General features: G+C 42.1%; 27 protein-coding genes. 12 read left to right on the top strand and 15 right to left on the bottom strand.

Annotation, left to right across the window (positions count from 1 at the left end; all coding sequences use genetic code 11):
• Window positions 1–98: 98 nt before the first annotated feature.
• Complete coding sequence (locus ACYZ0U_RS01525) at window positions 99–950, bottom strand: N-acetylmuramoyl-L-alanine amidase (RefSeq protein WP_461449092.1); 852 nt, start codon at window positions 948–950, stop codon at window positions 99–101.
• Between the two features lie 154 nt (window positions 951–1,104).
• Here ACYZ0U_RS01525 and ACYZ0U_RS01530 point away from each other — a divergent pair, with 154 nt between their 5' ends.
• Entirely contained in the window at window positions 1,105–1,611 is a 507-nt protein-coding gene (locus tag ACYZ0U_RS01530) for a hypothetical protein (RefSeq protein ID WP_461449094.1), read from the top strand.
• Window positions 1,612–1,691: 80 nt separating this feature from the next.
• Here the strand turns inward: ACYZ0U_RS01530 and ACYZ0U_RS01535 are convergent, their stop codons facing one another.
• On the bottom strand, window positions 1,692–2,009 hold the full coding sequence (locus ACYZ0U_RS01535) for a hypothetical protein (RefSeq protein ID WP_461449096.1): 318 nt from the start codon (window positions 2,007–2,009) through the stop codon (window positions 1,692–1,694).
• A gap of 51 nt (window positions 2,010–2,060) precedes the next feature.
• Complete coding sequence (locus tag ACYZ0U_RS01540) at window positions 2,061–2,753, bottom strand: HNH endonuclease (protein ID WP_461449098.1); 693 nt, start codon at window positions 2,751–2,753, stop codon at window positions 2,061–2,063.
• 287 nt (window positions 2,754–3,040) lie between these two features.
• On the opposite strand from ACYZ0U_RS01540, the gene ACYZ0U_RS01545 reads away from it, so the two are divergent.
• Window positions 3,041–3,865: a hypothetical protein gene (locus ACYZ0U_RS01545; protein ID WP_461449100.1), complete on the top strand. Its 825-nt coding sequence runs from the start codon at window positions 3,041–3,043 to the stop codon at window positions 3,863–3,865.
• Between the two features lie 4 nt (window positions 3,866–3,869).
• A complete protein-coding gene (locus ACYZ0U_RS01550) occupies window positions 3,870–4,397 on the top strand; it encodes a hypothetical protein (RefSeq protein ID WP_461449102.1) in 528 nt (175 codons plus the stop codon).
• A 380-nt stretch (window positions 4,398–4,777) separates the two neighbouring features.
• On the opposite strand, the gene ACYZ0U_RS01555 is transcribed toward ACYZ0U_RS01550, so the two are convergent.
• Complete coding sequence (locus ACYZ0U_RS01555) at window positions 4,778–4,933, bottom strand: hypothetical protein (RefSeq protein ID WP_461449104.1); 156 nt, start codon at window positions 4,931–4,933, stop codon at window positions 4,778–4,780.
• A gap of 42 nt (window positions 4,934–4,975) precedes the next feature.
• Here ACYZ0U_RS01555 and ACYZ0U_RS01560 point away from each other — a divergent pair, with 42 nt between their 5' ends.
• From ACYZ0U_RS01560 to ACYZ0U_RS01575, 4 genes are all read left to right on the top strand, one after another.
• Complete coding sequence (locus ACYZ0U_RS01560; protein ID WP_461449106.1) at window positions 4,976–5,617, top strand: MBL fold metallo-hydrolase; 642 nt, start codon at window positions 4,976–4,978, stop codon at window positions 5,615–5,617.
• 9 nt (window positions 5,618–5,626) lie between these two features.
• The gene (locus ACYZ0U_RS01565) at window positions 5,627–6,850 is read left to right on the top strand and encodes an ABC transporter permease (RefSeq protein WP_461449108.1); all 1,224 of its coding nucleotides are present in this window, start codon (window positions 5,627–5,629) and stop codon (window positions 6,848–6,850) included.
• A 123-nt stretch (window positions 6,851–6,973) separates the two neighbouring features.
• Entirely contained in the window at window positions 6,974–7,345 is a 372-nt protein-coding gene (rbfA, locus tag ACYZ0U_RS01570; RefSeq protein WP_461449110.1) for a 30S ribosome-binding factor RbfA, read from the top strand.
• Between the two features lie 9 nt (window positions 7,346–7,354).
• Window positions 7,355–8,056, top strand: a complete 702-nt coding sequence (locus tag ACYZ0U_RS01575) for a peptidoglycan DD-metalloendopeptidase family protein (protein ID WP_461449112.1) — start codon at window positions 7,355–7,357, stop codon at window positions 8,054–8,056.
• Here the strand turns inward: ACYZ0U_RS01575 and lepB are convergent.
• From lepB to ACYZ0U_RS01600, 5 genes are all read right to left on the bottom strand, one after another.
• Window positions 8,049–9,155, bottom strand: a complete 1,107-nt coding sequence (lepB, locus tag ACYZ0U_RS01580) for a signal peptidase I (RefSeq protein ID WP_461449114.1) — start codon at window positions 9,153–9,155, stop codon at window positions 8,049–8,051. The two genes, ACYZ0U_RS01575 and lepB, sit on opposite strands and share 8 nt — an antisense overlap.
• 24 nt (window positions 9,156–9,179) lie before the next feature.
• On the bottom strand, window positions 9,180–9,929 hold the full coding sequence (gene dapB, locus ACYZ0U_RS01585) for a 4-hydroxy-tetrahydrodipicolinate reductase (protein ID WP_461449116.1): 750 nt from the start codon (window positions 9,927–9,929) through the stop codon (window positions 9,180–9,182).
• Between the two features lie 71 nt (window positions 9,930–10,000).
• Window positions 10,001–10,678: a DUF5683 domain-containing protein gene (locus tag ACYZ0U_RS01590; protein ID WP_461449118.1), complete on the bottom strand. Its 678-nt coding sequence runs from the start codon at window positions 10,676–10,678 to the stop codon at window positions 10,001–10,003.
• Window positions 10,679–10,682: 4 nt separating this feature from the next.
• A complete protein-coding gene (locus ACYZ0U_RS01595) occupies window positions 10,683–11,591 on the bottom strand; it encodes a ParB/RepB/Spo0J family partition protein (protein WP_461449120.1) in 909 nt (302 codons plus the stop codon).
• Window positions 11,592–11,594: 3 nt separating this feature from the next.
• Window positions 11,595–12,398 carry a ParA family protein gene (locus ACYZ0U_RS01600; protein ID WP_461449122.1) on the bottom strand — a complete coding sequence of 268 codons (804 nt, stop codon included), beginning with the start codon at window positions 12,396–12,398 and terminating at the stop codon, window positions 11,595–11,597.
• Window positions 12,399–12,626: 228 nt separating this feature from the next.
• Here ACYZ0U_RS01600 and ACYZ0U_RS01605 point away from each other — a divergent pair, with 228 nt between their 5' ends.
• The gene (locus ACYZ0U_RS01605; protein WP_461449124.1) at window positions 12,627–13,148 is read left to right on the top strand and encodes an NADPH-dependent FMN reductase; all 522 of its coding nucleotides are present in this window, start codon (window positions 12,627–12,629) and stop codon (window positions 13,146–13,148) included.
• A 1-nt stretch (window position 13,149) separates the two neighbouring features.
• Here the strand turns inward: ACYZ0U_RS01605 and ACYZ0U_RS01610 are convergent, their stop codons facing one another.
• Window positions 13,150–13,839, bottom strand: a complete 690-nt coding sequence (locus ACYZ0U_RS01610; protein ID WP_461449126.1) for a VIT1/CCC1 transporter family protein — start codon at window positions 13,837–13,839, stop codon at window positions 13,150–13,152.
• A 111-nt stretch (window positions 13,840–13,950) separates the two neighbouring features.
• Here ACYZ0U_RS01610 and ACYZ0U_RS01615 point away from each other — a divergent pair, with 111 nt between their 5' ends.
• Window positions 13,951–14,658: an outer membrane beta-barrel protein gene (locus ACYZ0U_RS01615; RefSeq protein ID WP_461449128.1), complete on the top strand. Its 708-nt coding sequence runs from the start codon at window positions 13,951–13,953 to the stop codon at window positions 14,656–14,658.
• 5 nt (window positions 14,659–14,663) lie between these two features.
• Here ACYZ0U_RS01615 and ACYZ0U_RS01620 read toward each other — a convergent pair whose 3' ends face one another.
• Entirely contained in the window at window positions 14,664–16,619 is a 1,956-nt protein-coding gene (locus ACYZ0U_RS01620; protein ID WP_461449130.1) for a gliding motility-associated C-terminal domain-containing protein, read from the bottom strand.
• A 142-nt stretch (window positions 16,620–16,761) separates the two neighbouring features.
• On the opposite strand from ACYZ0U_RS01620, the gene ACYZ0U_RS01625 reads away from it, so the two are divergent.
• On the top strand, window positions 16,762–18,099 hold the full coding sequence (locus ACYZ0U_RS01625) for a PQQ-dependent sugar dehydrogenase (protein WP_461449132.1): 1,338 nt from the start codon (window positions 16,762–16,764) through the stop codon (window positions 18,097–18,099).
• Window positions 18,100–18,164: 65 nt separating this feature from the next.
• Window positions 18,165–20,237: a TonB-dependent receptor gene (locus ACYZ0U_RS01630; RefSeq protein WP_461449134.1), complete on the top strand. Its 2,073-nt coding sequence runs from the start codon at window positions 18,165–18,167 to the stop codon at window positions 20,235–20,237.
• A 255-nt stretch (window positions 20,238–20,492) separates the two neighbouring features.
• Here ACYZ0U_RS01630 and ACYZ0U_RS01635 read toward each other — a convergent pair whose 3' ends face one another.
• The gene (locus tag ACYZ0U_RS01635) at window positions 20,493–21,419 is read right to left on the bottom strand and encodes an SDR family NAD(P)-dependent oxidoreductase (protein ID WP_461449136.1); all 927 of its coding nucleotides are present in this window, start codon (window positions 21,417–21,419) and stop codon (window positions 20,493–20,495) included.
• A 70-nt stretch (window positions 21,420–21,489) separates the two neighbouring features.
• A complete protein-coding gene (locus ACYZ0U_RS01640) occupies window positions 21,490–21,948 on the bottom strand; it encodes a MarR family winged helix-turn-helix transcriptional regulator (RefSeq protein WP_461449138.1) in 459 nt (152 codons plus the stop codon).
• A 269-nt stretch (window positions 21,949–22,217) separates the two neighbouring features.
• On the opposite strand from ACYZ0U_RS01640, the gene ACYZ0U_RS01645 reads away from it, so the two are divergent.
• The gene (locus ACYZ0U_RS01645; RefSeq protein ID WP_461449140.1) at window positions 22,218–22,370 is read left to right on the top strand and encodes a hypothetical protein; all 153 of its coding nucleotides are present in this window, start codon (window positions 22,218–22,220) and stop codon (window positions 22,368–22,370) included.
• A 2-nt stretch (window positions 22,371–22,372) separates the two neighbouring features.
• On the opposite strand, the gene ACYZ0U_RS01650 is transcribed toward ACYZ0U_RS01645, so the two are convergent.
• The gene (locus ACYZ0U_RS01650) at window positions 22,373–24,922 is read right to left on the bottom strand and encodes a family 20 glycosylhydrolase (RefSeq protein ID WP_461449142.1); all 2,550 of its coding nucleotides are present in this window, start codon (window positions 24,920–24,922) and stop codon (window positions 22,373–22,375) included.
• Window positions 24,923–24,994: 72 nt separating this feature from the next.
• Complete coding sequence (locus tag ACYZ0U_RS01655; protein WP_461449144.1) at window positions 24,995–25,918, bottom strand: cobalamin-binding protein; 924 nt, start codon at window positions 25,916–25,918, stop codon at window positions 24,995–24,997.
• Between the last annotated feature and the right edge of the window lie 186 nt (window positions 25,919–26,104).

The following is a 26,104-nucleotide window of genomic DNA, read 5'->3' on the forward strand; positions in this document are numbered from 1 at the left end:
CTCACCCGACGGCGCTACGCTGGTCAACCGGGTGAGTCAATCTGCAAGCGGCATATGCAGCCAATCTTGATTCTGACTCTTACTTCTTGATTCTACGCTCAATACTTCTTATACACATTATACAGCACATTCAAATCCAGCTGCGTAAGCTGCGGCGCCTGGTCCGTTTGGATAAAATGGCGTTTAAAGGCAACAATGGCGGCGTTCAAATCGCGGGTGTCATAACCGATCAGGCGAAGCGCGGTTTGCGGGTCGAAATTATCCGGGGCAAGCTCCAGTACATCATCGCTCCAGTGGCCGAAACCGTGCCGGGCGAGGATCTGCCAGGGGAAGAGTGGTCCCGGGTCGGGTTTGCGGCCGGGGGCTATGTCCTGGTGGCCGATAAAATTACTTGCCGGGATGTTATAGTTTTTCTTCAGCACCGCCAGCAAACTCAGCAAACTGTTGATCTGCGCCGGGGCGAAAGGCTCGCTGCCATTATTGTCCAGCTCGATACCGATTGAACAGCTGTTCATATCCGTTATACTGCCCCATTTGCTCACGCCGGCATGCCAGGCGCGCAGGTAATCGTTTAGCATGTGGTAAACGTGCCCGTCGCGGCCGATCACATAATGCGCGCTCACCTGCGTTTTTACAATGGTAAAGGTTTTAAGGGTTTGCGCGGCGCTATCCTGCGCGGTGAAGTGGATGATCACATAATTAGGCTTGCGGGCGTTAAAGTTTACCGTACCCACAAAGCTGGAAGGGATGGGCGCGCCCGTGCTATCAGTTAAGGCAACAGGCTGCTCCTGCGCTATAACCGATGTTATAGAGTCGGTACGCGTTAGATAAACCTTGTTGGTAGCCGCATAAGGCTGCACCACCTTAGGCGAGCACGACGCTATGAACAAAGCGAAAGGTAAAAGGTAAAAGGCAAAAGGTGACTTTATATTATGGAGGACTGTTTTCATTAATGATACTTTGATGCTAATTTAAGGAAATTCGCGTGAGATTGTTTGTAACGATTCTCCCTCGAAACGTATGTTAATCCAAATGTCATTTGGGGAACTAAGCAATCTCTATCCTATACGGCAAAAGTATTCTTGAATATTTTTAAATTTGGATATGGAAGATCTAACCGAAACCTTAGTTATTTGTGCATTACTATTAATTATTGCTCTCGGAACTCCCTTTTTTCTATCGCGGAAATTAAGAGTAATTAAATATGTATCCTGGGTTATTGCCGCATTTTTAGCTTTATTTCTTTTTATAATAGTGCCATATAATGGGTATTGGACGGATAAGGAAGCAAAATATCGGGTTGGCGTTTACCAATTGGATATCACCAATTCAAACTATCATCGGATCGACCTGTCGAAATTTAAATCCATAACACTTAAACTGAAAGGTGATTACACATTCTTGCTTAATGAGAATGCACCATTTTTAGTTTCACAATCAGGCACATGGTTGTATTGGATTGATGGAGACGAGCCAATTATTAAACTCAAGTTTAATAATGCAAACTATCAATATTCAGTTAGCAGGGTTGACCCAGATATTGTATTGGATGGTAGCCTTTTAAAAGAGGCCAAACCGGGCGATAAAATTGCTTTTAAACCGAAAAAATAAGTTTATTCTTAAACTATCTTTTCACTATTGTCCTTGCGAGCGATGGTACGGAAAACTTATAGCTGTACAGGGAAGTTGTATTAGTAACTCGCTTTAATTGTTTCTAAATTCTTAATAAACTTAGATAATGTCATTGCTGTATTCAATGCTTCATTTGTGACTTGGATACTTTCAAACTCATGCCAAGTAGGATCAAGCTCAAAATCAAATGTTGCTAAATACAAATTAGGTAAATGCCATTGATCTGCATAAAACCATGTTTCATCAATGAGTTTTGATTTAATAATACTATCCACTACTTCAATGCTTACACCATCTGGATTATCAAATATTACGAACCCGAAGTTTTTATAATTAGAACCGTCACGATAGCGGTAATTGAATTTAATATTTGGCATTTGCCAAAGTATTGCATTCTGAGTTAATTGTCAATCGGCTATAAGTGAACTTTAGCCTTTAAAGCTGTCGTTGTGAATTTTTAGAAATTCAATGTCCGGAAAGAATTTTCTGGGTTCGATGAGTTGCTTGCCATCATAGGCTATGAAGTTTTGTTGGATGCTTTCCACTTCTTTATGCTGATAGAATTTTGAGGATATTTTAATAGTTAGATCGTCAGTTATCGTGATCAGATGCTTGTCGAATGCCTTATCGTGAAGGCTATTCAATGCCAAGCCGTTTGTAGGACTCAGGCGATTACTTTTATCTTGACTCCAGGGAACAATGTGACTGGCGACAAGCAGATCGAGCAAGTCGATGCCTGTTATACAGCATTTGTTATTAAAGTTAGTAAGTACCGCGCCCCTGAAAGCGGATTGATTAACACGCACTTTTACCAAGCGTTCTTTTTCCAAACCGTCGGTAACCTTGAAATCTTCTAAGTTAATATCATAAAGCTTTTCTACCGTGGTATCTCTTTTTTGGGCGAGAAGCTTTTCGCCCTCGAAAAATAAGTCTCCCCAGTCCTGCATGTATTCATTCCAAACTTCACGGTCTAATTTACTGGCGTTGGGTAAACCGCCAATACCTCTCGCTTGCAACATGGGGTCGAAACTGGCAAAGTTGCCCAGCTTACGTACTACTGCGCCAACACTTCTACCAATAAAAGCAGCCAATTCCTTAACCTGTGGATTGCTGCTATTCATTTGGCCGAAAGTTATTTTTGAGTAGAGATTGATGGTTAGAATCAATTGTTCTTTAGTCCATAAGGTTTGGCCTTCTTTCATTTGTTAATCTTCTACCTCTAAAACTACGTGTTTACATTGGAAATTTAAACATTCGCTGATTTGAAGTTTAAGGTTGGTGTGATAAAGATTGGAAATCATATCGGCTCTTGCTCCGCAGATGGGGCAGGTTGTGGGTTGATTGATGAAGATATAGAAATTAGCCATTTCAGAAAATTAATATAATTATATTTATAAAAAGTTTATGTATGAATCTATTAGAACCATATAATTTCATGTTTGAGTTGCCATTGTATTCTAAAATTGTGATTAATGAAAACAATGCGCGGGATTTTTTTTCATTGATGCAAGTCTCACAATCTATTGAAGGATATAATCCTATATTAAAACAAGAAACAACTTATCATATACGCACAAAACCATCAGATGGAGTATCGTATCAACAAAAGGAAAAAATATTTGCATATGAAGGATTAAAGTCAATAGTAATAGTATGCGCAAGGAATGGATTTACCATAACGACATATTTTGATATTTATAAAATTTATGATGACAAGGATAACGTAACATATATTTTAACTAAAATCGGTCAAAACCCATCTATAGCTGATTTACATATTAGTAAAATTAGAGAATACCATAAAGTTCTTTCTAAAGATAAATTGAAAGAGTTTACTAAAGCAGTTGGATTGGCGGCAAATGGCGTTGGAATAGGTTCATTTGTTTATTTACGTAGAGTTTTTGAAGATTTAATTGAACAAGCGCATTTGCTTTCACAGCAAGACAAGGATTGGGATGAAATGAAATACAAGAGCAGTAAAATGAATGAAAGAATCGAGCAATTAAAACACCATCTACCCGGATTTTTAGTAGAGAATAAAATTTTATATTCTATCCTAAGTAAAGGTATACACGAACTTGAAGAAAATGAATGTCTGCAATATTTTGAAGTTGTAAAAGCTGGAATTGAGTTAATATTAGATGAAAAAGTAGATGATTATAACAAAAAGAAAAAGATAGACGATGCAAGAAAAAAAATTCAAAACGTTACCGAGCAATTAGCCAAAGATTAATTAAATGACTAAACATGAGATTGAACAATTAGAAAATTATAGAACAGAACTAGTTAAAACTTTAGAAAAAAGTCAGGATAGCTTTGAGCGTCAGCTGTCATATATCGCCGCTGGTGGACTGGGTTTATCTATGATATTTATTGAAAAAATAGTAAAGAATCTTAATCAAGCTGAATGTAAATGGATATTGGTAGTTAGTTGGTTATTATTGGCCTTAACGCTTGTCGTAAATTTAATTTCTCATCTACTTGCAGCAAAGTCTGTGTATAAAACAATGGAAGAAATTAATAACAATGAGTTTGAATCAGAAAAATCATTAAAGAGAGATAGGTTTATTAGCAAATTAAATATTTGTAGTGTAGGCACTTTATTGTTAGGTGTTTTATCTTTAATTTTATTCGTTACAATTAATTTATACAGTATGAAAAACGATACAAATGATATAAAAGTACCTGAACCACAAACAGGTCAAGTACCCTCACCGCCGCCAGTAATTAATCCGGTTGTTCCCAACACCTCTCCTAAAAAGTAATCATGGCAAAAGAAATCAAACCAACACCTGATCAACAAAGAGGCTATACAACGACACCTCCGCCGAGACAACCTAGTCAGTCACCTCCGCCTCAACCAAAGCCTTCAAAACCAAAATAATTATTACTTGACACTACTTGGTTCTCGCGTTAGGGATGGAAGTGGATACCCGCCCTCGCGCCTAATGCCTGCAGGCGTATGAACGAACAGCCCGGCCCGCTTCTACCGGCGGGAAACGCCCAAATTATTTTACCGCTGCCATTCTTGTTTCACACCCTGAAACACCAAATTCAATATCATCTGTAAACCAGCGGTTTATAAACTAAATTTGTTTCAGGCATGAAACAGCCTGTTTTATTTAAGCAAATCATAATGAGTGGCTTAAGTGTTCGGGCTTGTTGCTTGGTGCACCTGTATGTTTAGGTGTGTTTCGGTATGTTCGGGTGTTGTACCGGTTAGTTCCGGCGTGTTACGGTGGCGTTTCCCGTTGCTTGCGGCGGGTTCAATTTTTGATTGGTACGGCTGCTTTGTGTACATTTGTTTGCGCCCGGTTTTGCTTAACAATACCGGGTATTTACCATGATCCAAGTATTCCCTAACAACCCATACCAGGAAAACACCATCGTTTTATATGATGACAGCCGCCAGTGCGCCATCATCGACCCGGGCATGTACACCAGCCAGGAGCAGAACGCGGTGGTCAACTTCATCCGCGATAACCGGCTTACACCGGTGCTGCTGCTCAACACCCATTGCCATATAGACCATGTGCTGGGCAACAAATTCGTGTTCGACCAGTATGGCCTCAAACCCCGGTTCAACATCGGCGAGCAGGATATCCTGGACGCGGTTTCGGCCTATGCGCCAAGCATGGGTTTCCAGTATGAGCTGTCGCCCCAACCGGAGGTCTACCTGCCTGAAACAGGCACAGTTAGCTTCGGCAATACCGAGCTGGAGCTGATCTTCGCGCCGGGCCATTCGCCGGCCTCGCTGTGCTTTTATAACCGCAAGGACAACATACTGGTAGGCGGCGATGTGCTTTTCCGCGGCAGCGTAGGCCGCAGCGACCTGCCCGGCGGCAACCATGCCCAGCTGATCAGCAACATACAGGAGAAACTTTTCACCCTGCCAAACGATTGCACGGTATATCCCGGCCACGGCCCGGAAACTACCATCGGTTACGAGAAAGATACCAATCCCTTTTTTAACTTAGGCGTTTAATCATCGGGTTTGAATACATCGGTCTACATAGCTAAGCGATACCTGTTTTCGCGTAAGAAAATGCATGCCATCAACATCATTTCGGGCATCAGCATGCTTGGGGTGTTTATTGGCAGCGCCGCGCTCATCATTATCCTGTCGGTATTCAACGGCTTTGAAAAGGTGATCCTGGGCCTGTACAGCAACTTCACCCCCGAGCTGAAGATAGAGCCGCGCATCGGCAAAACCTTTGATCCCAATACCGACTACTTCCTGCAACTGAAGAAGGATCCAAGGGTATTTTCCTATACCCAGGTACTACAGGAGAAAGCGCTCATCATGTACAGCAACAAGCAGTTCATCGGTAATATTAAAGGCGTAAGCAGCGACTTCCTGAAAAATAAGCAGATAGATAGCACCATTGAGGAAGGTTCGTTCACCCTGCAAACCGGCAACCAGGAGTATGCGGTGATCGGCGGTACGGTAGCGGGCAGCTTATCCGTTAATATAAACGACCCTGAAGCCTTGCGTATTTATGCACCCAACCGCACCGACACAAACAGCGCCGACCCAATGAACGAGTTTGTGGTGCGAAATATTTACCCCTCGGGCGTGTTCAGCATTCAACAGGATTTTGATGATATTGCCGTAACGCCGCTAAGCTTCGCCCGCGATCTGCTGAATGAGCCGGTGAATGTATCGTCAATAGAGATCAACTGCAAGCACGGGACTAATATTGATCGTTTCCAGGATGAGATCATCGATCGTGCAGGCGCTAAATACACGGTGAGGAACCGCATCCAGCAAAATACCGAATTATACAAAACTTTAAACTACGAACGTTGGTTTATATTCATGATACTGGTTTTTGTGCTCATTATTGCCATATTTAACATCATCGGCTCGTTAACGATGCTGGTGATAGACAAGCGGAAAGATATCGCCATACTCAGCAGCCTGGGTGCAGGTAAAAAGTTGGTGCAGGGCATTTTCTTTTTCGAGGGGATGATGATCTCGGGTATCGGTTGCATTGCCGGTATATTGCTGGGATTGGTTTTTTGCTTATTTCAGCAGCATTATGGATTTATTAAGATGGGTACCAGCAACTCGGCTATTGATGCTTACCCGATCGAGATCAGGCTGCGGGATTTTTTCCTGGTGCTGTTAACCGTTGGGTTTATAGCAGTTATGGCCTCCTGGATCAGTTCGAGATTAAGTATTAAAAACTTGGATGATATTAAGGGCGACCTTTAGTAAGTTTAAAGTACAGGGTTAAAGTTTAAAGTGGATTTTAACTACCTTTAACATAAATAAAATAGTGGATTACAGCGTTCCTTTTAACTCTAGGCTTTCCACTTTCTACTTAAAATAAAAAACATGGAATCAAAACGTCAGCAAAAATTCGCCGGAGTTATACAAGAAGACCTTGCCGCTATTTTACAGCGCGAGAGTGCTAACTACCTGCCCAATACCATGATTACCATTACCAAAGTACGTGTAACGCCAGATTTGGCTATAGCTCGTGTTTTTTTAAGCTTTTTTAATACTGCCAACAATCAACTTGCGTTGCAAACCATCAAATTGCATGCTTCGGAAATCAGGTATAAATTGGGATCGAGGATAAAAGACCAGGTACGTGTAATACCACAACTGGAGTTTTTTATTGATGATACCAGCGAATATGTAGATCGTATGGATAAGATCTTCGATAAGATCAGTAAAGAGGAACGCCAGAAAGAGGAAGAATAATTACCTTTTATGGATGCAACATCGCGCCTGGCAACCGCATTAAAGGCTCACCCGCAAAGCCTTAGTAATGTAGTTGATTTTGATGTTAAGAGCGACCGTCTATATCAGTTCGATCTCACTAAAAACAATAGCGAGTTAAGCTTTGATGTGGTGAATGATGTGGCTAAGTTTAGCCATTGGGTTGATCAAAAACTGGTTGATAACCATTGCCGCTATGGCATTGGAGGCTACATGGAACTGCGTACCATTTATGATAACCGCGTGCAGTTTGATAACAAAGGCGAACAACGGCAGCTGCATTTGGGGGTTGACATTTGGGCGGATGCCGGAACACCGGTTTATGCGCCGCTGGATGGCATTGTCCACAGCTTTCAGGATAATGCGAATTTTGGGGATTATGGACCAACGATCATATTACAACACCAAATTGGCGACCTAACACTTTACAGTCTCTATGGGCATTTAAACCGTGAATGTTTATTTGGATTGACCGTTGGAAAATCCATAAAAAGCGGGGTGCATATAGCCAATTTCGGCATAGCGGAAGTTAACGGTGGCTGGCCGCCTCACTTGCATTTTCAGCTGATGCTGGACATGGAGGGTTGGATTGGTGATTATCCCGGCGCCTGCAAAAAAGCTGATAAAGAGATTTACCTTAAAAACATTCCTGACCCGGCACTACTGCTGCGATTAGCATCCCCAATTAATTGATCGGCCTTAAAACCCTGCTCCACCTCACCTTGCCTAAAAAAGTAGCACTGCTATCAAGGCTCATCCAGGTTAAAATGGCTTTGCCTACAATATGGTCTTCAGGTACAAAGCCCCAAAAGCGCGAATCTTCTGAATTGTGGCGGTTATCGCCCATCATCCAGTAATAATTCATTTTAAAGGTGTAAGTATCCGTTTTTTTACCGTTGATCAGTATATCGTTACCCAAAACAAGTAGTTTATTATGCTCATACACGGCAATTACCCTGCGGTATACCGGCAAATTCTGGTTCGTTAATTTAACCATCCAGCCTTTTTTTGGTATGATGATCGGACCGTAATTATCAACATTCCAGTTTAGGCGCGGGTCTTGTGGAAATACGTCCGGATCATGCACGCCTTTTAACTGGTTATATTCCCTAACCAAAACAATATCTGCCGATGATCTTAGCTTTTGCGCCGCTTGCCGGGTCATCAGCAATTCAAAATCATGCTCAGTAAATTGTTGGCGTTGTGTTATAGCTAATTGGCTCATCAATCTCGGATTAATACCCGTGCTATCGGTATGCACCAGGAACGAGGGCTGACTAAACTCCGGATCAACCTCAAGCTTGCCATTGATGTAAATCTTCGCGTCGCGAATGGAAAGCGTGTCGCCGGCTGTGCCCACGCAACGTTTAATATAATTTTCCTGCTTATCTACAGGGCGACATAGCGGCGAGTCTATTTCCATCGGATAGTTAAAAACGATCACGTCTCCCTTTTTAACCTCGCTAAAGCCGGGCAACCGAAAGTAAGGTAGTTGGATGCCATCCCAGTATGATTTTGTGCCGAGGATTGGCAAATTATGTTGCGAAAAAGGAAATGAGACCGGAGTGATTGGCAACCGTGGACCATAATTAAGTTTGCTTACAAACAAAAAATCGCCTACCAACAGCGTGCCCTCCATCGATCCGCTGGGGATAACGAAAGCCTCAAGAAACAAAGCACGGATCAGCGTTGCGGCAATGATGGCAAAAATAACAGCATCCCGCCATTCGCGAAATGCGCTTTTTTTCTTTTTGAATTTCGATTTTCTTTTTTGCCAGAATCTCCAGTTCATGCTGTTTTATTTGAACCGGGACCGTTATGACGTGAAGTTAAACATCTCTTGTACCGAGTAAAAGCCCTTTTTATCGTGTACCCATTCAGCAGCCAGTACAGCGCCTAATGCAAACCCATTGCGGTTATGGGCGGTATGTTTAAATTCGATGGAATCAACTTCTGAATCATAAATTACTGTATGCGTACCGGGTACGCTGTCAATACGTAGCGATTCTATCAGCAATACGTTTTGCTTAATATTGGCATCACTGTCATTATCATCAGATACCAAAAAATTTGACCATTTATCCTTCGAATCAATATTTTCAATAATACCTTCGGCAATGGTTATTGCCGTTCCGCTTGGCGAATCAAGTTTTTGGGTATGATGGATCTCCTCTACCTGTACATCATAGTACGGGTAATTATTCATCAGTTTTGCCAGTAATTTATTAACGTGGAAAAAGATATTCACGCCCACGCTAAAGTTTGTGGCATATAATAATGTACCGTTACTTGCCTGGCACTCCTGCTTAATTTGTTCAAGGTTATCATACCAACCGGTTGTCCCCACAACTACAGGGGTTCCGGCATTAAAACAAGTATTTATATTACCTAAAACTGATGCCGGCATAGTAAATTCAATAGCTACATCTGCCTTTTGCAGGTTTTCTGCAGTTAGCTCGTGCACGTTTTCATGATCAATTTTTAATACGATTTCATGTTTACGGTCGGTAGCGATCTTTTCAATGATCTTACCCATTTTGCCGTAGCCTATAAGCGCAATTTTCATCAGGAGTGATTTATTTATTGTAACCCTTTATTATCTATGAAGGGTAAAGATAGGTTTTATAGCCGGATTTATCAGAAAGTCAGGCTGAGTTTCAGTCCGGGTACCATAGGCCCGTTAAAGCCTTGCGCCACCAGGTTTTGATTTAAAATAACAGGATCCACCCGTAATGAAAAATCAGTATCCATTGTATAGGAATGCTGAAACTTGGCAGCTATGTAAGCATCAACCACTTGTATACCCCAAAAAGCCACAAAGCCCATAATGCTCAGATCACGGTCGCGGCGGTAACTGTTGTTAGCATCATATATGGTTTGATCGGGCTGACTTGCGTATAAGTTATAATCAACATAATATTTATCGCCGGGGGCAGGTGCCGTGCCATGTTCCCTGTATTTGGATAAGGCCAAGAACTCCTGGTAATAGCCTTCATTAAATACATAGGCGTCGCCTATTAAACCTAATGCGGTGTAAATTAATGGTAATTTCCACCATTGATGGTTATACAATTGGCCTAAACCCGGTACAATAAGCGAACGGATCACTGCTTTATGCGGGCTATGGGTGCTATCCGGATGATATTTTTGCTCGTCGTGCTTTATTTTAGGCACAAAAGGTTTTGACGAAACAGAATCGCGATGACGGTTTATACTGTCTTTTTTAGTGTCATTATCCCTTAGTGTAGGGTTTTGTGCCCGGGCAGCTAAAGTAAAGCCACTTACCAATAAAATTACAAGCAGAATTTTATACATTTTTTTACCAATCCAACATTTCGAGGATGCGGCCAAGGTCATCCTCTGATAAAAATGGTATTTCAATACTACCATTTCCTTTTCCGTTAACTTTAAGCTTAACCCTTGTGCTAAACTTCGAAGCCAGGTCGTCCTCTATCTTTTGTAAATGATATGGAATAGGCTCAGGTTGTTTGCCTTCTTTTTTTAAAGGCGACCGTTGCATCTCGCGAACCAGTTCTTCAACCTTACGAACGGATAAACCTTCCTTTATAATATGTTGATGTATAAATAATTGTTTGGCAGGGTCATCAATACTGATCAATGCGCGAGCATGGCCCATGCTCAATTGCCCGTCACGAATGGATGCCTGTATAGCAGGCGGCAATTTTAGTAACCGCAGGTAATTAGTAACTGTAGAACGGTTTTTGCTTACACGGTCGCCTAATTCCTCCTGTTTCAGGCTGCACTCATCAATCATCCGCTGAAAGCTTAAAGCCACCTCAATAGCGTTCAGGTTTTCACGCTGGATGTTCTCAATCAGTGCCATTTCCAGCATCTGCTGATCGTTGGCGGTACGTACGTAAGCGGGGATCTGCGTTAAACCAGCCAATTTGGATGCGCGCAAACGACGCTCACCTGATATTAACTGGTAACTGTGCGCATTAACACGCCTAACCGTTATTGGCTGTATAAGGCCTTGTAATTTAATGGAGTCGGATAATTCCTGCAGAGCAACCTCATCAAAGTCAGTACGCGGCTGAAATGGGTTAACTTCGATCTCAGCTATCCTGATCTCGTTAACAGAGCCCATACTATTCACTTCCGGCGATGAAGCTATCCCTGAATTCTTTTTATCCGGATTTACACTGGGCGAATCATTCAGCAAAGCGCTTAATCCTTTACCCAGGGCATTTCTTTTTTCTGCACTCATTTATTAAGCTGTTACTGTGGTTGCCTCGGCAGCGTTTTCAACCAAACCATTTTTTTGTACGATCTCGCGGGCAAGGTTCAAATAGTTTATTGCGCCTTTACAGGTTGCATCGTGCATAATTACCGATATTCCAAAGCTCGGCGCTTCGCTTAAGCGCGTGTTCCGCTGTATTATGGTATCAAAAACCATATCCTCAAAATGGCTGCGAACCTCTTCAACCACCTGGTTGCTCAGGCGCAGGCGCACATCATACATGGTTAATAATATTCCTTCAATTTTAAGGTCGGTATTTAAACGGGTTTGAACAATTTTGATGGTGTTTAATAATTTACCCAAACCCTCTAACGCGAAATACTCGCACTGTACCGGGATAATAACCGAATCTGCGGCGCTTAGCGCATTTATGGTGATCAAACCTAATGATGGCGAGCAGTCAATAATAATAAAATCGTACTCATCGCGGATGCTGTTAAGTACATGCTTCATTTTAAATTCGCGGTTTTCCAGGTTGATCATCTCGATCTCAGCACCAACCAGGTCTATGTGAGCCGGCAGCAGGTCAAGATTTGGGGTATCTGTTTTTTGGATAGCATCATGCGGGTTAATATCATTAATGATACACTCGTAAATACTGTTTTTTATGTTACGCGGATCGAAACCAATACCAGACGTAGAGTTAGCCTGCGGATCGGCATCAACCAGTAAGGTTCTGTATTCTAATACGGCTAAACTTGCGGCCAGGTTTATGGATGATGTAGTTTTTCCTACGCCGCCCTTTTGGTTGGCTAAAGCAATTATTTTACACATTGTATATTAAAATTTGTTGTTGGGTTTGTACAATACTTAAAACAGAAACATAAATTTCTACCTTCGTATAGTTAACACGGTGCTAATATACAAAGTTAATAATTGCTGCCATTTGTGTAATGCCAATGCTGGTTTTTGAGGTATAATTTTACTCACATTTTTAGCCCACTTACACACAATCTCAAGTATAAAATTTAAAAACCAGCCAAGCGGCATCGCATATAAAAAATGATTACCATAGTTTCATCAACCAACAGGCCGGGGAGCAATACGCTTAAAGTGGCTAAGTATTATCAAAAACAATTACTGCAAAAAGGCCAAGAGGCCAACGTATTGTCATTGGCTGAATTGCCTGACACCCTTATGGCGACTGACTTGTACGGTAAACGAAGCGAGGCTTTTAAGCTGATCTTGAATGTGATCAACCAGTCGGATAAATTCCTGTTTGTTATACCGGAATACAATGGCAGCTACCCGGGTATTTTGAAATTATTTGTTGATGCCTGTGATTTCCCGGAAAGTTTTTATGAGAAGAAAGCCGCATTGGTTGGCATATCATCCGGCAAGTATGGCAACATCCGCGGGGTGGACCACTTTACCGGGGTTTGCCATTATTTTAACCTGCATGTACTGCCACTTAAACTGCACATCGCCAACATAAAAACCGAACTTAATGAAACCGAGGATCTGTATAAGGAAGATACGGTTAAATTTGTTGAGGAACAGATAGATAAGTTTATAGCCTTTTAATCTACTTTCCGTTAATTAACCTGGCCATTCCAAATGCTGCCGCTGCTGCAAGCGCGCCTATAACCAGTACCTTTATAGCACCGGCAAATGCTGGCTGACCGGTAACCTTGCTTTTAAAGTATCCGAAAATGAAAAGGCATATCATGGTGATTCCGCAAGAGTAATAAAGCGCCATCCGGGAATCATTGATAAAAAAGTATGGCGAAAGCGGGATGATGCCTCCAATAATATAAGAAATACCAATAGTAATCGCGCTTTGTGTTGCGCGGTTTGCATGCGGCTCTTCAAGGCCCAGTTCGTAGCGCATCATAAAATCAACCCATTTGTCTTTGTCCTTTGCCATTTCATCGGCAACCTGTTTTTGCAAATGCTCAGATAGCCCAAAATCAGCAAAAACTTCCATCACTTCTTTTTTTTCCTGCTCAGGTACACGTTCTACTTCCTCATATTCCCGTTTCAATTCAGCAGCGTAGTGGTCGGCTTCAGTGCGGCCAGCCAAAAAACCACCGAGGCCCATTGCTATCGACCCGGCAACAATTTCGGCAATTCCCGCAGTCACCACAATTCCTGATGAATTTACCGCGCCACTTAATCCTGCCGCCAACGCAAAGGGTACAGTTAACCCGTCAGACATGCCAATTACAATATCGCGAATAGTGTCAGAGCTTTTTAAATGATGTTCATGGTGCATGGTTAAAAATACCACCAAATTAAGCTATTTAATGTATTTATATGCAATTTGTTATTAGTCTGAATTAAAGGATTTATATATTTACGTTGCAATTTATACTTATCACAATACATGAAATATTTTTACCTGTCATTATTAGTAATAATCCTGTTTCCTTTATTTTTATCAGCCCAGAGCATTCGTGACACTTCAAAAAGTCCTGCTATAACAGCACCTGTACATTTCTTTGCAGGTGTTTTGCTTAATAGTTTTTCAACGAGCATTTCCAGTACTAGCGATGAATTGAATAATGCTAAATCTTCAAAATCCGCTAAGCCTGGATTTATCTTAGGAGCGGACGTTCCGCTTGATCAAAATTACATGTGGGTTTTCAGGGGCGAAGCAGGTTTTACTTCTGATAAAAATAGTTTTAATGACGATTATACAACCGGTTCTGTTACTCAAATAAATGAGTCATTAAGTTTTAAGCAGACGATCATTAATATTTCGCCGCAAGTAATGTTTAATATTTTGAAAAGCAGCGAAATAGATGTTTATGTATCTACCGGGATAATTATTGATATACGCAGTTATAAAGATAAAAGCTTTACAACAACTACAACCTATTCGGTTAGCGGAACTACCAGTACCGGCGCTGATCCGGAGCCTGATTTTAAATCGGCTACCTTTTGTATTCCTGCTAAGGTTGGTGTAGTAGCAGCAAAGCATATTAATATATATGCTGCCTACAATGCTAAAACGAGTTTGAATAACGACTCAAATTTTGCAATAAACGAAACATCGTTTATCATTGGTGTTAATTATGTCTTCGGTAAATAAACAGGTTATCTAACTACCAACACCCAACCTGATACTTTAGGGGTATTGTTTTTCAGGTCGAGTACATAGTAATAAGTTCCCGCTGGAACCGGCTGCCCATTATAGCGGCCATCCCAAGGTGTACTATATCCTTCGCTACGGAAAACCTGCTGCCCATAACGGTCAAAAACCTGTAATATGCTTTGCGGGTAAGTGATCAGCGCGTCTATTTCCCAGTAATCGTTAATGCCATCGCCATTGGGCGAAAAGGTATTAGGTATAGTGATTTTTTTATAAACTTTTATAAAAACACTGCTGCTATCTATACCACAATTAGTTGTGGATGTTACATGCAGGGTATAAGTAATATCATTGTCCGGACTGGCAATTGGGTTTAGCAACGTCGGATCGTTTAGTCCTGTAGTTGGTGTCCAGTAAAATAAATTCCCATATTTTTCGCTGGCACTAAGCCTTACCGACTGCCCTTCGAATATCACTTTGTTACTACCTGCGTTTGCAATTGCCTTTCTGAGTATGTTAACGGTTACGTTTTGCATAGTAAAACAGCCGCTCGCGTTGCTTACCTTAACCCGGTAAACAGTAGTATCCGCAGGCGTTGCAACCGGGTTAGCTATGGTAGAATCTGACAAGGTTTCTCCCGGCGACCATAAATAGGCGGTGCCGCCAGTTGCCATTAAACGGGTACTTTCGCCCGCGCAAATAGTTGTGCTGCCGGACGCCGTTGCTACAGGTACGGGATTGACTGTTATTTGTGCAGATGTTGTAGAGGAGCAATCGTACTGGTTATAGGCAACCACTGTATAAGTACCTGCACCTGCCTGGCTAATGCCATTTATAACCACGGGATTACTGGTTGTAACAGGTAAATTTGGGCCCGACCATTGGTAACTTGTTCCGCCGGATGCGCTTAGTATTACGGTATCACCAACACACTGCTGCATAGTTGCATTTACACCCGTTATGACCGGATTAGGCGATACATTAATAACTAAAGCCTGCGAATATACGCGGCAGCTTGCCAGTGTGCTGGTACCGTTAGCTACGCCCAGCCTGTATTGGTAAGTTCCGGGTATGGCATTTACAAATGCAACATTTAATGTATCGGCTGTTTGTCCGGCTGTATCAACCCAACCTGTATTGGCATTGTAGGATTGCCATTGGTACATTAATGCCGAACTATTTGTTGTGTCAACCACTGCTTTTAAGGTATAACTGGCACTTTGCCCCTGGCACAAAGCTTCGGTTGCAGACCCCATGCCCGAGCCAAAACCGCTTTCGATAACCGGCCCGCATGCCCTAAAAGTTATATCATCCAAAATAAGGTCGTTCCCATTGCCACCCGGGGCATTGTTGGTCATTTTAACCACTACGGTTGTTGCATTGTTGGGTGTGGTAAAAAACAATGTTTTTTGTACCCAGGTTGGGTTGGCGGTCGGGGGAATAGTTCCTGTCGTATTGGTGGCTAAAACCTGCCCGTCAGTGGTCTCAACAGAAAAAGTAATATTGGGCTCACTTACATTTGGCCCGCTTGCTGCCAGTGTGATCAGGTTAAGTATATATGCCGAGAATTGATATTTAGTCCCCGGGCACAATGTCGGTGCGGTTTGTGTAAAAAAAATACTGGGAGCTAATGATGCATTAACAATCATCATATAGCCATTTGGGTTACCGGTATGGTCAGATGTTACGTTATGCCAGGTATCTTGGTGGCAATTCCCGGTACCTGTAAGGCTGTTTGAAATGGTGTACTGACCATCGTCGGGGCAATTATTTGATGTGTATTGCATATTGGTAATCCCCGCCGCCAAAGGTGGCCCGGGATTTTGACCTGAACCGAAATCCTGGTTAATTACCGGATCGCCTAAACTACCATTACACACCTGTGATTGCGCATTACACCGGTATGCATTTATTATTATAAATACCGATGAAAATATAATGATAGTAAAGGATCGGATCAAATTAGTAGCGTGTTAAAATAATTGGTATCCAAAAGTAAAATATTTACCTGATGCTTGATATATTTAGTTGATAATAACGTGTTTATTTCGCAAATACTAATTTAACTCAAAAACAAATTAATTACCATTGAGTTATTTTAACATGCTGACCTATAAACATTTTACCGGTAAAGTATTGCCTGCGTGTATAATCTTTGCTATACTGTCGCTTTCCGCCTGTGATGAAAAGCATGTAAACTGGAATGATGCCGCTATAATTACGGATTCCAGCAAGCAGGTTGTTAACCTGCCGCCGCCATATGCCACAAAATCGGTTACTACTTATTGCAAGGTGATAGGCTGGGCCCCGGGTGAGCTGCCAAAAGCGCCGGCAGGCTTTAAAGTAAATTTATTCGCAGGCGGATTGGACAATCCCCGCAATATTTATGTTGCCCTCAACGGCGATGTTTTCGTATCTGAAGCAAATACAGAGATTACAGGATTGAAAAAAATAGGTGCCGCTATTATCGGCGCTACAAAGTCGGAAGATCTGGATAAGAGCGCTAACAATATTATACTATTCCGCGATACCAACGGCGACGGCATTCCGGATAGTAAAACTGTATTTTTAAGCGGGTTGAACCAACCTTTCGGTATGCTGATTTTGGGGAACTGGTTTTATGTTGCCAATACCGATGGTGTTTGGCGGTACCCTTACAAAACCGGGCAGGTGCAAATAACAGCTAAAGGACAAAAAATATTAAACCTGCCTGCAGGCGGGTATAATAATCACTGGACGAGAAACTTACGCCTTAGCCCGGACAGCACGAAGATCTTTGTTTCGGTTGGATCAGGTACCAACGATGCCGAGCATGGCTTAGAGAATGAAGTTCGGCGTGCAGATATTTTAGAGATCAATCCCGATGGCGCCGGCGAAAAGATTTATGCAACCGGGCTACGTAATCCGGCGGGTATCGATTTTCAACCGGATACACATATGTTGTATGCAGCTGTTAACGAACGCGATACCTTCGGAGACGAATTGGTACCGGATTATTTTACCAGCGTACAGCAAGGCGGGTTTTATGGATGGCCCTATGCCTACTTCGGCCAGCATGAGGATCCCAAGCATCGCGGGCAAAGGCCTGACCTTGTTAAAAGATCTATTGTTCCTGATTTTGCATTGGGCAGCCATACCGCCTCTTTGGGCTTAATATTTTACAACGGTAAAACATTCCCGCAACGTTATTGGGGTGGCGCGTTCATTGGTCAGCATGGCTCATGGAACAGCTCGAAACTGGTGGGTTATAAGGTAACCTTTATCCCATTTGTAAATGGAAAACCGGGCAATAAGATGGAAGATTTTTTAACAGGATTTATCTCAGATATCAACAAGCGGGAAGTACACGGCCGCCCGGTTAGTATTGCCGTTGCCAATGACGGATCAATTTTGGTTGCTGATGATTCCGGCAACAGAATTTGGCGCGTAAAATCCTTGTAATATTTGGCGAATTAATACCAATTATCGGGCAAAAAAGGGTTAATTTAGGGCAATATCCGGCTTAAATGAAGAAATTTTACCTTGCTTTTAGTGTTTTTTTAGCCCTTTTTGAGCCCGTTTTCGCCCAACAAAGTACGATTCTGGCTAAAAAAGATACCGTTTCAGACACTATTCGCCGATTAAATCCCGTTGTGATCCGGGGTTATCTTTCAGATCAGCCGATATTGAATGTGCCGGCGTCGGTTAATGTTCTGGGCTCGGCACAACTTGCCTTGCAGCCTGATAATTCGTTGGTATCGGCATTAAACACCATTCCGGGTGTGCGGATGGAGGAACGCTCGCCGGGTAGCTACCGCTTGTCTATTCGTGGCAGCCTTTTGCGCTCGCCATTTGGGATAAGGGATGTAAAAATCTATTATGACGACATCCCGCTTACCGATGCGGGTGGCAATACCTACCTGAATGCCATCGACGTAAATACCATCCAGCATATTGAAGTACTTAAAGGTCCGGATGGCAGCTTGTTCGGCGCCAATTCCGGTGGGGTGGTGCTAATAAGCCCGATAGCCAATTATGCCGACAGCACGCATGTTTCCGCGACTATCGACGGTGGCTCCTACTCGCTTTTTCACGAAACGGTGGCGTTACAGGATCACCAGGCTAATAACCAGCTTAATATCGCGCAAGCTTATGAAACCGATGGAGGATACCGGCAGCAAAGCAGCATGTACCGCAATTATTTCCAGCTGAATGATAAGTGGACCTACGCCAAACATGATGACCTGAAGATATTAGGTTTCTACTCCGACCTGAATTATGAAACACCCGGTGGCTTAACGTTAAGCCAGTACGAAGCTGATCCATCATCAGCCCGACCGCCAACGGCAACAGTTCCCGGAGCGGTGGAACAGCATAGCGGTATCATCCAGAAAATGCTTTTTGGTGGCTTGGTTAATGAAGTGCAGATCAGCGATAATTTGCGCAACGTGCTTTCTGTTTATGGCACTTATGTAAATTTTGCCAACCCTTTCTTAACTGATTACGAGCAACGTTATGAGGGCACCTATGGCTTTCGTACTTATTTTGAATATAGTGGAGAGAAACATACAAATTATAACTGGAAAGCCGATGCGGGCATCGAATGGCAGCAAACCAATTCGGACATTAATAACTACGGCAATAATGGTGGCGTAAGGGATACTGCCCAAACATTCGACCGGATAAATACAAACCAGCATTTTGTGTTCGCACGTTACCTGGCTAACATCAACCAAAAGCTGCACATTGAAACTGCCCTCAGCTTGAATTTCTATGATTACAAGTTCAAAAACTTATTCCCGAATGATGAAACAGCATTTACTAACCGACCATTCACGCCGGAATTAATGCCGAGGATAGCTTTGTCGTATCAATTTACCAATGATTTTGCATGGCGGGCATCGGTTAGCCGCGGTTATTCTACGCCAACAACTGCCGAAATCCGGCCAACTGACCATACGATTAACACTGGCTTAGAGCCCGAAGATGGCTGGAACTACGAAACCGGTTTCCGCCTGCGCAATATCGATGAAACCATGTATCTGGATGCCTCGGTATTTTACTACAGGTTGAACAATGCCATCGTGAGTAATACCGATGCCAATGGCGAGCAATACTACACCAACTCCGGCGGTACCAACCAGCCCGGTTTTGAATTATATTTTACCGATTGGATCATCCGCCAAAACACCAGTTCCTTTATTCGCGGCGTGCAGGTTAATGAGTCTGCTACCATTGATAAGTTTACTTTCCGTACCAACCATAACCAGCTTACCGGCGTACCGGAGCAGGTTTATGTAAGCAGTGTGCAGGTTAAATTTCCGCAGCAGGTGTTTTTTTATGTAGAGCATAACTATACCGCCCGCATCCCGCTGAATGATGCGAATACCGCCTATGCCCCTGCGTATAATTTATTAGCTGCTAAAGTTGGCTGGAAACACGCCTTATCGCGTAAATCGAATTTTGAAATCTACGGCGGGGTTGATAATATCCTGAATGAAAAATACAGCCTCGGTGATGACTTGAACGCAGTAGGCGGACGGTATTATAATGCTGCTGCTTTGCGAAATTATTATGTGGGGATGAAGGTTACGATATAAAACATTTATGAGAACCTCTTTTGATTTTTTACTGATAGCGATGTTAGGTTTATCTACAAAAGGATAAACCTTAAAAAACAACGCCAAGCGCATCCAATTGTGTAAACCCCAAACCCACTTATTCTTTCAGAAAGCGGAGTTTTACTCAGAAAAGGAAATATATTCTACTTCTATTTTCTTGTACGCCCACTTGGGCTCGAGCCAGGTACCAAAGATTAAAACTAAAATAAAGCTGATGAGATGTGTTTTTAAAACTTATTTTATGAATCGGTGAATTGCTTCATTGGCGTTATCCTGAAATGAAGTGTTTTTTAGACTGGTGTAAAAAGTGCTTTGGTCAACTACGTTTCCTGATAATTTTCCTGCTGCACTTGCGTAAAAAATCCCACTTTTAAATCGCTCGTCCGAAATTCCATCTACAAAGCGTTTTGCACCTACTGCTAAAGTATGCACCATTTCTCCCATCAATGGAAACACAATAGGCATCATCAAATACTTCAGCATAAATTTCATTGCCGGTGGCAAACTATCAGGTGCATTAGTTCCACCCGTGTTACCCGGGCTCATAACGATGAATTTGATATTTGGGTGTTTTCTTGCCATTGATAAGGTCCACATTGCTACCGCATATTTTACATATCCATATGCTTGAATTGCTTCGAACTTATGGCCAAAATATGATCCGTCAAGGACAGCAGCAAATTCCTCTACAGAAGAAGTTTTCATGGCAACGGGCTTCATTCCAAGAGTCTTTACGCCCGGTACCGCTTCCGCACTTACTGACAGTACTACTTTTTTTAATAAATCGCGTTTTAGTAATTCTTCCACCAATATCACATTACCTAAAATATTCGTAGCAGCTAACAAATTCATACCTGAAGGCGTAATTTTTTCAGCCGTTTTCCCTATTACTCCACCTGCATTTAAAATTATTGCATCTATGGGTTCATTTATTTTTTCTACTGCTTTTCTAACTGAATTTGCGTCAGCAACGTCCCCAATAATAATTTCAAAAATCTTTTTTCCCGTTTGCTTCTCAAGGTCTTTTTTTGCAGTCTCGGCCTTTACTTGGTTTCTACAAAAAAGAATCACCTTTTTTGTTTCTTTTTTTAATGCTAACTGTCGAGCGGCCTCTTTTCCTAAGCCGGCGTTTGCTCCGGTAATCAATATAATTTCGTTCATTTTATATATGTTAAATTTATTTCGATAATGCAATAGTACGAATATCGAAATAAATAAACAAAAAAAATATTTATCGCTGCATTAAAGCTACGAGCTGGGCAAGTGTATTAATCAGGCTATGTTGGTCTGCTTGGTTAAGTGAGCCTAATACTTTTTTTGCCATAATTTCTCTGCGATTTTTGAACTCTTTATAAGATGCCTTCCCTTTTCGGTCAAGTTCAACTTTTACAACACGCCGGTCATCGTTAGAATTGTATCGTAAAAGAAATTTATTGGCGACAAGCTTATCAACAATGGTCGTCAATGTACTCAAGGGCGCTTGTATATAATCAGCTATAGCACTCATTTTAACACTTTTGTTTTCCCCAACAAAAGCGATAATAAATAATTCTTTTTCATTTAGACCGCCGCAAATCTTGCCGCAAAGTTCGGCCTCACTTTTTATCGCATTGCTTAAGTTAAACATGACGGATATGAATTTCTCATCGTTTGCTGCGTCTACCACCATATTGATTTTTATATCCGACATTAAAATTTTACCTGATAATTATCCACTGCAAAAATAAACGATTAAATTCAAAAAAGCTTAGTGTTCCTTAATCGCACATTTTCCTTTACTCGACGTTATCCGTTTAAAGAAAGAAACAAACAAAGCCTGAGCTTTGCTCCAGAAACGCGATGTCCGAAGTTTTAAACTTCAGACGACTATGACTACAGTCTACGAATAACAAGAAGACTAAACCCAGAAAAGTTCTTAATTAAGATAATCGTCATGCCGAATTTATTTCGGCATCTCACATGCTAAGCGTAAAGTATGATGATAATCTGTCGTTAGAGATGCTGATCCGTCAAATTGCCGGACAGCATAACGAGGTAATTGACATATGTAATGCGTTTTTTAGACAAGCACTAAGCACAGCTCACGACAAAGCTGTGCTTAGTGCTTTATAGTTTTAGTTGGCTAAAACTGTTTCTGAAACGTTGCTGCCGCGGCCTTTAGTATCAAATGCTCTAAACTTAACGCCGCTTAACGGTAATGTTACATTATCCGTATAAACTTTACTTTTCTCATCCGGATCCTTGCCGTTAGTGGTGTAGCGGATCACAAATCCGGGGATTTGCTCATTAACCAAATATTTGCCGTTTTGCAACACAACGCCCGGTTTCGGGATGCGGTAAGCATAGCCACCATTTAAATAAGTTAAACGCGGCAGCTCTCTTTTACCCACCACATTCAGGAAAGCCGACCAGGCTTGCTGGTACATAGCTTCACTTTTGGTGGTATCAGGCTCGGTTGCCCATGTTGGGTTTTGTGCCCATGCACGTTCTGCCAGGCCTAAAATCGACGGGAAGATCATATACTCCATACGCTCAGGAGTCTTAATATTCTCGCCCCATAAACAACCTTGTAACCCCGCTATATTGGTTTTGCCATAATCCGTTAAACGTTGCTTGCCAATGAAAATGCTCTTGCTTATCGGCAATCCGTTACCATCAACTTTGGTATTTTTAAAGTAATCGTAAGGAATAAAAGAGAACGGTTTATCAATATCTACAAAAGCGCCCCAGTAATAACCCGGCTCATCAAATGATTTGTAATGCGCCATATCAAAATACAGGTTGGTAACCGATGATAGTACCACCCGGTAGCCCGCATTTGCCAGTTTAAATGCCAGATCTTCCTGACCGCTGCCAATGGAGTTATTCCAAACTTCTGTTTGCAAGTGGAACGGTGTAAAATCAGGATTTGGCACATAATCAGGCTTACCGTCAGTTAAGGTTTTGCGCAGCCCCATTTCTTCCCAGCCTGCAAGCAATAAGCCGTGGTTTTTAAGTAGCTGGTTGATGTTGCCGTAGAAGTAATACCAAAGGTCGCCGGTGTTTTTTATTTCGGGATGGGTAGCTTTTAAGGCAAAGTAAGCCGGCGACTGCTCCCAAACATGCGGGGGTACTTCGTCGCCACCAAAATGGATGGTAATTAGTGGCGCACCTGCTTCTTTGTAAATTCCCTGGATATCGCTGATCACCGTTTCAAAAAAAGTATAGGTTGATGGCAGCGATACGTCGATCACATTATCCGTCCATGATTGTACAGAGCTGTAAACCGACTTATCATTCAAATCGCGCAGCAAGTATTTTGCAGCTTCGGCAGGCTTACCTTCAGCCATCAGGCGGTTATAGCGCGCATCCATCGCTTTTACGGCTGATCGCGCGTGGCCCGGGGTTTCAATCTCCGGCATCACCACAATGTGGCGGGCTGTGGCATATTTTAAAATTTCGATATAATCGGCACGGGTGTAATATCCGCTGCCTGCCAGTTTGCCGGTATCAGCACCAGAGCCATGCGATGGCTGTAAAAAGTGCTTATTATCCAGGGTATGGCCGCGTTGCGAGCTTACTTCGGTTAGTTCTGGAAGTGATGGTAATTCGATGCGCCAGCCTTCGTCATCAGTTAAGTGGAAATGCAATGTGTTTAGCTTATAAAGCGCCATCGCATCTAAAAATTTCAATACCTGTTGTTTAGTTTGAAAATTACGGGCAACATCCAGCACAAAAGCGCGGTACGGAAAACGTGGCTCATCCTTTACCTCAACGCAAGGTATTTGTATTGTTTTTTGCGGATGGGCGTATGCTGATGCCGGGATCAAGGTTTTTAAGGATTGAATACCATAAAATATGCCTGCCGAAGTTGAAGCGCTGATGCTGATGCTGTCAGTCGTAATATTTAATAAATATGCCTCTTTGCCTAAACTGTCAATTTGATGGAAAATAATATTTTTTCCATCTTTTGAATACGGAAAATCTCTTTTTAGTTTACCACAAAATTTTTCAAGTGTTTCATCAAAATAATTATACTCCTTATTAAACACGACATTATATTTGATATTTACTTTATCATTAAGAATGAAATAACCTCCTGTTTCTTTATAACTAATCGGCGTTGGGAACACTTTAGTAAGTTGGGCTTCGGGTATATCGGCAATAGTTTTATTCTGATCATAGATAATAGCCGGAGTAACCAAGCCTTTGTATGATGGCGAGAATGGGTTAATCCTGATGTCCTGTAAAGCATAACCTTTTTCGGGCTGCGCATCCCAAACCAGGTAAAAGCCATCAGGCGAATCAGTAAAATTGACTACCGGGTCTGCGGCGAATTCAATTTTTTCGAATGCGCCGGGTTTTATTTCCGTAAAAGTTGCGGTTGGCGTTAGGGTGAATAAATCGCCGTTTAATTGCCTAAAGGTGGCATTACCGCTAACAGTGTTCGGCGTGATGTCCCGGGCCGAGTTAAAATATAATTTCCATCCTGATGCAGGCAAAGTTTGCTTGCTGTTATTGGTGATGATCAATGCGCTTAACGATTGGTTTTTGCCCTGGTAATTGTTCTGCACTACGTCCCAGGTGATACTTAAAGCGTGGGCATCAAATTTTGAAAGATCAGCCTGAGCGAATGCCTGCAGGTTTATTACAACAGCAAAAAACAGGGTAAGTAAGCGGCGCATTGAATTGTAGGTTAGTTTATTAAAAAACTAATTTACAATTTTTAGAATAGATACAATACTTATTAAAATATTTTAAAAAGAAAATTTAATCCATCCGTTACCTTCGTACCCGAAATTGAAAAGTTTGGGATGAATGATTTCCGCAATGATCTCTACCGAATCAACAATGCGTGGACCAGGGCGGTTAAAATATTGATTGCCATCGGTTATATACAGCCGGTTATTCTTTACGGCGGATAATTCTGCAAAGCCGGGTAGCTCCAGCAGAATGTTCATTTCCTTCATCGTCCGCTCTATGGAGAATCCACAAGGCATCACCACCATAATATCCGGATCGGCTAAGCGGATGTCATCCCACTGCACAAAAGGCGAGTGTTTACCCGCTTCGGCTAAAATGCTTTTGCCACCTGCAATGCTCACCAATTCAGGGATCCAGTTGCCTGATACCATTAACGGCTCTAACCATTCTATACAAGTAACCGTTGGGCGGCTTTCCACATATTTTAGTTTGTGGCGGATGATATCAACGCGCTCCTGCAGGTCTTCAATCAAAGCAGCTCCGGTTTGAAATACATCCAGCGCATCGGCTACGGTTTGAATATCTGTAAAAACATCATCCAGCTTATTTGGCTGTAAGGATATGATCCTGGCTGATTTATCCAGGTAATTTTCCAGCGCTTCTTCCACTTCTTTTAACGATACGGCGCAAACATCGCACTGGTCCTGCGTGATCACCACATCGGGGGCAAGTTCCTTAACTACCTCGCGCTTTACAGTATAAACAGATAGGGCATCAGCTAAAATCTCTTTTACTTTAACATCAACATCCGCGCTGCTTAAACCATAGGAAAAATTGGCTTCGGAACAAACCGGCAGGTTTTTAACCGATTCCGGGAAATCACATTCATGCGATCGGCCAACCAGGTTTTGTTCAAGCCCGAGCGCGCAAACAATTTCGGTAGCGGAGGGAAGTAAGGATATTATTCGTTTATTCATGGGTACGGTGCAAAGGTAATAAAAGTGTTATGGGCTAATGCTATGGAAATTGGAGGTACTGACAAAATAGTGTCAGTACTTTTTCAAAATGCTTTCCCGAAATTTGTATGTACCGGTGACTATGCTTGCGAAAGCATAAAATTTGTTCTTTGAAATATTATCTATCCCATTCAGCTTGTGGTCGGT

The sequence above is a fragment of the Mucilaginibacter sp. genome (assembly GCF_965225845.1).
Taxonomy (GTDB): Bacteria; Bacteroidota; Bacteroidia; order Sphingobacteriales; family Sphingobacteriaceae; genus Mucilaginibacter.